A 6,447-nucleotide genomic window follows, 5' to 3' on the forward strand; every position below is an offset into this window, starting at 1 on the left:
GATGAATGACAACAAAGACGTTGTTGACAAGGACGGTCTCCAGACCTCCCTGAAGACGCCGGAGATGCGACGAATCCTCACCTCGAGCTTCGTCGGCTCGGCAATCGAGTTCTACGATTTCATCCTGTATGCAACGGCGTCCTCGATTGTGTTCGCAAATCTGTTCTTTGCAGGACTCGGGCCGGGACTGTCGCTGTTCGCCTCATTCAGCACTTTGGCGGCCGGCTATCTGGCTAGGCCTCTCGGCGGAGTGATCTTCGGCCACTTCGGCGACAAGGTGGGGCGCAAGAAAGCATTGATCGTTTCCATGGTGATGATGGGAGCCGTCACCGTGATCATCGGCCTCATGCCGCCGACTGCGTCAATTGGGATGGTCGCACCCGCGTCCCTGTTCACCCTTCGGATCATCCAAGGCATCGCCGTGGGCGGAGAATGGGGCGGAGCTGCGCTCATGGCACTCGAGCACGCGCCGAAGGCCCGGCGCGGGCTGGCTGCGGCGTTCGCCAATGCCGGTGGTCCGGCGGGAGCGATCCTGGCGACGCTCATTCTGTCACTGACTGCGACGCTCACCGGGGACAACTTTGTGACGTGGGGCTGGCGTCTGCCTTTCCTGCTCTCTGCAATCCTCATCGTCGTTGGACTTATCATTCGTCTCAAAGTCAGTGAAACACCTGCCTTCCAACAGCTCGAAGAAGAGAGCGAAGAGAGGAAGGTCCCGCTGCTCACCGTGTTCAAGAACTACAAGCGCCAGGTGGTGATCGCTCTCTTCGCTACGATGACCATCTATGTCACTCAGGGCCTGACGACGGTCTGGGGAGTGTCAGTCGCAGTCGCAGCAGGTGAGGACAAATCCGATGTCCTCAACTGGAAGGCCGTCGGAGCGTTGACGACCCTGATCGTCACCTTCATCGTCGCCCGACTCAGCGACAGGATCGGGCGCAAACGTTCTCTCGTCGGTGCCCATGTCGTGGCCGCGGTCCTCGCGGTTCCGATCGTGCTGCTCATCGTCAGTGGAGAGCTCAACCAGTATGCAGCCGCAATCATTCTCGGCAATGGAATCGTCCAGGGCTTGTGCTATGGACCTATCGCGGCCTATGTCTCGGAGCTCTTCCCTCCAGCAGTGAGATACACCGGTGCGTCCGTCGGCTATCAGCTCGCTGCAGCGCTTGGAGCGGGACTCTCGCCGATGATCGCGTCCGCTCTAATCTTGGTGCCGGGCGTCGGCTCCTACCTCATCGGAGGGGTCTGGGCACTCTTCGCCGTAGTCGGGGCGATTGCTGTAATGGCGAGCCGTCCCTTTTCAGAGAGTGCCCCGAATCCAGCGGCATCAGTCGCAGAACTCGACATCGAGCCAGTTGCTCAGACTCACGGCAAATAGATTCGTCAGTCTGCGCCGGCCGACAGCCGAGTGATCTGAGCGTTGATGTATCTCTGCTCAGGGACGTTCGTGCACAGTCTGCTGGCGGTCCGGTAGGCAGTCAGTGCCTCGGCGGAATCTCCGAGGGCCTCCAGTATCGGTGCTCGGACGGCATGCAGTCGGTGACTTCGGCTCATGCGCTTGTCAGCGAGGAGTGGCTCGAGCATCTCCAGGGCGGCGCGGGATCCGTGGACCTCACTTACGGCCACCGCGTAGTTGAGGGTGACAGTCGGCGACGGTGCAACGCGCGCGAGCATCGAGTAGAGCTTGACGATCTGAGCCCAGTCGGTCTCCTCCCAGGTCGCTGCCTCTGAATGCACCGCCGAGATGGCAGCCTGCAGCTGGTAGGCCCCGACAGGTCCGGTTGGGAGTGCGGCTTCCAGAAGGCGGACTCCCTCGGAGATCAGCGTCGAATTCCACCGCTTGCGGTCCTGATTGCGCAGAGTCACCAACTCACCGGCATGGGTCCTGCGGCCCGGTCGGCGTGCCTCGCTGAGGAGCATGAGCGCAAGCAATCCCGCAGTCTCGGTCTCATCGGGCAGTGCTGCATGAAGCAGACGAGCCAGCCTGATGGCCTCGTCCGTGACCGCTTGGTCGAATAGGTCGTCACTGTTCGGGCGACTGTGACCGGCGGTGTACATGAGGTAGAGGGCATGGAGCATCGCGGGAAGCCGCTCGGTCGTAGTCTCTGGACGCGGGAAGTGCCGACCGTTCTCATCGATCGTGGACTTGGCTCTGCTGATTCTCTGTCCCGCAGTGGCGGACGGAATGAGATACAGGGCGGCGATCTGGTTCGTGCTCAAGCCGAGGACGGCCCGCAAGGTCAAGGTCACCTGAGCCTCGGAACTGAGCGACGGATGACAACACAGAGCGAGGACCTGAAGTGAGGAATCACGGTTCTCAAGGGCCACCTCGGCGATGACAATCTGATCGGGGCGATCACGTGCGAACATTCTCCGCTCGCGTTCGAGTCGCGCGCCGTCCTGACGCTTGACATCGATGAGGCGACGGGACGCGACCCGCAGCAGCCAGCCTCGGGGTTTGTCCGGCACACCTTTCGTCGGCCACTGCTGGGATGCTTCGAACAGTGCTTCCTGAACGGCGTCCTCGCACGCGGCGAAGTCACCGAATCGCCTCATCAGAGCAGCGAGGATGTGCGGCGACTCGCGGCGCCACACATCCTCACTGGTCGTCATCGTCATTCTCCGTCGTCACCGAAGACCATGATCGGTCGCAGCTCGACGGTCTCCCCGGGGCCGGCGAATCGGGCGGCGATTTCCTCGGCGCGTTCCTGCGATTCGACGTCGATCTTGAAGAACCCAGCGAGGTGCTCTTTCGACTCCGCGTAGGGGCCGTCGTTCGATGTCGGCTCACCGGCCTTCCACCGGTAAAGCGTGGAGGTTGCGGGGTCGCCCAGAGCCTCGCCGCCGACCAGTTCGCCTCGCTCCTGAAGTTCGCCCAGGAGTTTCTCGAAGTCAGCATCCAACTTTTCCCGCTCTTCTTTGGGCAGGGCCTGTACCTCGGCAACATAGTCGCCGGTGGGGTGACCCCAAGGCTGGGGATTCGAGTGGATGAGAATGACGTACTTCATTGTTCTGCCTTTCGTCGAGGGCCGCCTCTCGGCCCTTCTAGTGTGACATCGGAGCTGAAGTGAAGATTTCGACAGCTGGGCGATACTTTTTCTGGCATCCGCTTTCAAGGTATGGCTCCAGTGATGTCATCGCGGCAACTATCGATGAGGGAAACTCTGCGGTCTCGGACCAAGGGCACGGCCGCCTCGGCGACCACGTAGAATTGACCCCGTCGGCTCCGCGCCGGCACAGACCACAGATTCGAAAGGACCGAAGTGACCGACATCTTCAGCGAACTCAAGGCCCGCGGGCTCGTCGCAGTATCTACTGACGAGACCGCCCTGCAGAAAGCCCTGGCCGAGGAGTCGCTGACCTATTATGTCGGTTTCGATCCGACGGCCCCGAGCCTGCACATGGGCAACCTCGTGCAGCTGCTCACCGCCGCCCGCCTCCAGCGGGCCGGACACAACCCGCTCGCCCTCGTCGGCGGCGCCACCGGCCTCATCGGCGACCCGCGCATGTCGGGGGAGCGGACGCTCAACCCGCGTGAGGTCGTCGAGGAGTGGGTGGCGAAGATCCGCGCTCAGGTCGAGAAGTTCCTCGATTTCGATGGCCCCCATGCCGCGCAGATCGTCAACAACCTCGACTGGACCTCGCAGCTGTCGGCCATCGACTTCCTCCGCGACATCGGCAAGCACTTCCCGGTCAACCGGATGCTCGCGAAGGAATCCGTCTCCGCTCGCCTCAACAGCGAAGCCGGCATCTCCTTCACCGAGTTCTCGTACCAGATCCTCCAGGGCAACGACTACCTCGAGCTCAATCGCCGCTACGGCTGCTCCCTGCAGACCGGTGGCTCCGACCAGTGGGGCAACCTGACCTCGGGCGTCGACCTCATCCGCCGCGTCGAGCAGAAGTCCGTCCATGCCCTGGCGACCCCGCTGATCACGAAGGCTGACGGTACGAAGTTCGGCAAGACCGAATCCGGCACCGTATGGCTCGATTCGTCGCTGACCAGCCCGTACGCGTTCAGCCAGTTCTGGCTCAACGCCGACGACCGCGACGTGGTGAAGTACCTCAAGGTGTTCTCGCTGCGCCCGCTCGAGGAGATCGAAGCCATCGAAGCCGAGTTCACCGCTGCCCCGCACACCCGTGTGGCGCAGAAGGCCCTCGCCGAGGATGTCACGACCTTGGTCCACGGACGCCAGGCTTACGAACAGGCCATCGCCGCGGCCTCCGCCCTCTTCGGCGGGGGAGAGCTCGCCGGTCTCGATGCCTCGACGCTGGGTGCCGCAACTTCCGAGCTGCCGCGTGGTGAGGTGTCGGCGACCCAGCTGGCCGAAGGCCTGCCTGTTGCTGATGCGTTCGTCACGGCCGGCATCGTCAAGTCCAAGGGCGAGGCTCGTCGCGCCATCAAGGATGGGGGAGCGTACGTCAACAACGTCAAGGTCGCCGACCAGGAGCAGACTCTGACTTCCGATGATGTGCTCTCGACAGAAGCTGGAGGAGTCGTCCTCCTGCGCCGAGGCAAGAAGACCCTGGGTGCTGTCGACATCGTCGGCTGAGCAACCTCCGTCACTGATAATGCCGTGTCCTCCGCTCCCGGAGGGCGCGGCATTGTCGTATTCACTCCGGTTAGGCCCGTTCGACAATGGGAAACCTTGTCACCCGCGAATACAAAAAGCCGAGTTGTAGAGGCGGCTTCAGCGGCAGCTTTGCGGCCAACGGAACGCGGTCAATCAGCGTGCGCTCTGGCAGACTGCGGTCAACCGTATCGCCGATGTGGGGGCATCACCATGGAAAAGCATGCGGTCATCGAGCAGACTGGCAGATGACGGACAACCGAACGAATACCGACTGACGAACGCACGAGGAGATCATGCGCACTCTGCTCAACATCATCTGGTTCATCTTCTCCGGCCTCTGGCTGGCACTCGGATACTGGGCCGCCGGCATCATCGCCTGCATCTTCATTGTCACCATCCCGTGGGGCATCGCGTCATTCCGCATCGGCAACTACGCACTCTGGCCCTTCGGCCGCGAGGTCATCGAAACCCGCCCGGCCGGTGTGGCGACCACCCTGGGCAACATCATCTGGCTCATCGTCGCCGGCGTCTGGCTCGCCATCGGACACGTCGTCACGTCGATCCCGCTGTTCATCTCGATCATCGGCATCCCGCTCGGCTGGGCGAACATCAAACTCATCCCCGTCTCGCTCATGCCGCTGGGCAAGCAGATCGTCGACAGCGACCGGCTGATGCCCGGCTACCGCGGAGCCTGAGTCACCGCTTTAGGAGCTCTGCTCTTCGAGTTCCTCGAGAGAGATGCGGCCTTGGCGTACTGCCCAGAGCACGCGGCGAGTGCGCACGATTCGGGGCAGGGTAATGATCAGCAGTCCGCCGAGCATGTTGAACGGGATCACGATTCCGAACCACTGCAGGAAATCGAGAATCGAAATGTCCGCGCCCGTCATCATGGCGGCGAAGATGACGATCGCATTGATAGCTCCGTGCAGCATGCTGACGCCGATCACCAACAGACCGGTGATCATACAGACGATCGCCTTGACGACGTCGTTCGACGTTCCCTGTTGCATCCGTGTCGACAATGTGATCGTCGCGCCGGCCAGTAGTGAGAGGGCGAGCATGACGATGAGTGAAGACTGGTTGATATAGCCGAGCGCCATATCCGCAATCGTTTTGTGGTAATCCGGGAGGGCGATAACGATCAGCCAGGCGAAGACCGCGCCCCCGATCAGGTTCGTCACGAGAGTGGTCAGCCAGAGGCGGAGCACCTGGATCCAATTCGCCTGGCCGGCGATGACGGCGTTGATCGGAAGGAGGAATTCTTCGGTGAAGAGTTCCGAGTGCGCCAGCTTCAATGCCAGAAGGCCGATGCCGAATGCCATCCCGGCGAGGATCGTCGACCCGGTCGCTTGCTTGACGAGCACCATAGCCAAGATGCCGAGCCCGACATCGATGCCGCCGAAGAGCCCGGTGACGATGAGTTCCGGCCATTTCCGGTTGAGCCGCTTGGCGCCCTCAGTGACTGTATTGGCCGCCTCGTCGATGAGGGCGTCTTCGAGATCGAGTTCGTTGCGGCCAAGTCGTTCTCGCTGCTCTTTCTGAGTCATCCCGTCAGTGTAGGGGTCGGGACGCGCTGAAACGCTGGGAATCATCTGCACAATGAGGGCAATCTGCTGCCGCCGGCGAGAGCATGGCGGGGTTCTGCAGCCGTACGTTTGTGCTTGTGGAAGTAGGTGCGAAACCGGGCATCTGGAGCTGGTGACGGGTGTCACAGGTGAATTTCCGGTTTCGAGTTGCACGGTGGCTCTGGGGTGGTCTAGAGTTATATCTCGTTGCCCCGCCGGAAACACCGTCTTCGAGACAGAGTTTCCACCGGGTCTGACCAGGACAAACACGGTTTGATCCGAGGGTTCAGGCGATTGGGTGGGTGACACAA

At 61.8% G+C, this 6,447-nt stretch carries 6 protein-coding genes; 3 read left to right on the forward strand and 3 right to left on the reverse strand.

Going from position 1 to position 6,447, the window contains the following annotated elements; all coding sequences use genetic code 11:
- The first annotated feature begins 1 nt into the window (after window position 1).
- A complete protein-coding gene (locus tag KTJ89_RS17630; protein WP_259358729.1) occupies window positions 2-1,378 on the forward strand; it encodes an MFS transporter in 1,377 nt (458 codons plus the stop codon).
- A gap of 5 nt (window positions 1,379-1,383) precedes the next feature.
- Here the strand turns inward: KTJ89_RS17630 and KTJ89_RS17635 are convergent, their stop codons facing one another.
- Window positions 1,384-2,613: an RNA polymerase sigma factor gene (locus tag KTJ89_RS17635; protein ID WP_259358730.1), complete on the reverse strand. Its 1,230-nt coding sequence runs from the start codon at window positions 2,611-2,613 to the stop codon at window positions 1,384-1,386.
- A gap of 2 nt (window positions 2,614-2,615) precedes the next feature.
- Complete coding sequence (locus tag KTJ89_RS17640) at window positions 2,616-3,008, reverse strand: YciI family protein (protein WP_259358731.1); 393 nt, start codon at window positions 3,006-3,008, stop codon at window positions 2,616-2,618.
- A gap of 255 nt (window positions 3,009-3,263) precedes the next feature.
- On the opposite strand from KTJ89_RS17640, the gene tyrS reads away from it, so the two are divergent.
- On the forward strand, window positions 3,264-4,550 hold the full coding sequence (gene tyrS, locus KTJ89_RS17645) for a tyrosine--tRNA ligase (RefSeq protein WP_259358732.1): 1,287 nt from the start codon (window positions 3,264-3,266) through the stop codon (window positions 4,548-4,550).
- Between the two features lie 314 nt (window positions 4,551-4,864).
- Entirely contained in the window at window positions 4,865-5,266 is a 402-nt protein-coding gene (locus KTJ89_RS17650; RefSeq protein WP_025780405.1) for a YccF domain-containing protein, read from the forward strand.
- 9 nt (window positions 5,267-5,275) lie between these two features.
- On the opposite strand, the gene KTJ89_RS17655 is transcribed toward KTJ89_RS17650, so the two are convergent.
- Window positions 5,276-6,447: formate/nitrite transporter family protein (locus KTJ89_RS17655; protein WP_259358733.1), on the reverse strand; the 1,172-nt coding region annotated here is incomplete at its 5' end.

It is taken from the genome of Brevibacterium sediminis (assembly GCF_024895295.1).
Classification (GTDB): domain Bacteria; phylum Actinomycetota; class Actinomycetes; order Actinomycetales; family Brevibacteriaceae; genus Brevibacterium; species Brevibacterium sediminis.

Coding starts and splice junctions, on each gene's coding strand:
- KTJ89_RS17635 (WP_259358730.1), bottom strand. CDS start 2,613: ATGACGACCAGTGAGGATGTGTGGCGCCGCGAGTCGCCGCACATCCTC.
- KTJ89_RS17630 (WP_259358729.1), top strand. CDS start 2: ATGAATGACAACAAAGACGTTGTTGACAAGGACGGTCTCCAGACCTCC.
- KTJ89_RS17640 (WP_259358731.1), bottom strand. CDS start 3,008: ATGAAGTACGTCATTCTCATCCACTCGAATCCCCAGCCTTGGGGTCAC.
- KTJ89_RS17650 (WP_025780405.1), top strand. CDS start 4,865: ATGCGCACTCTGCTCAACATCATCTGGTTCATCTTCTCCGGCCTCTGG.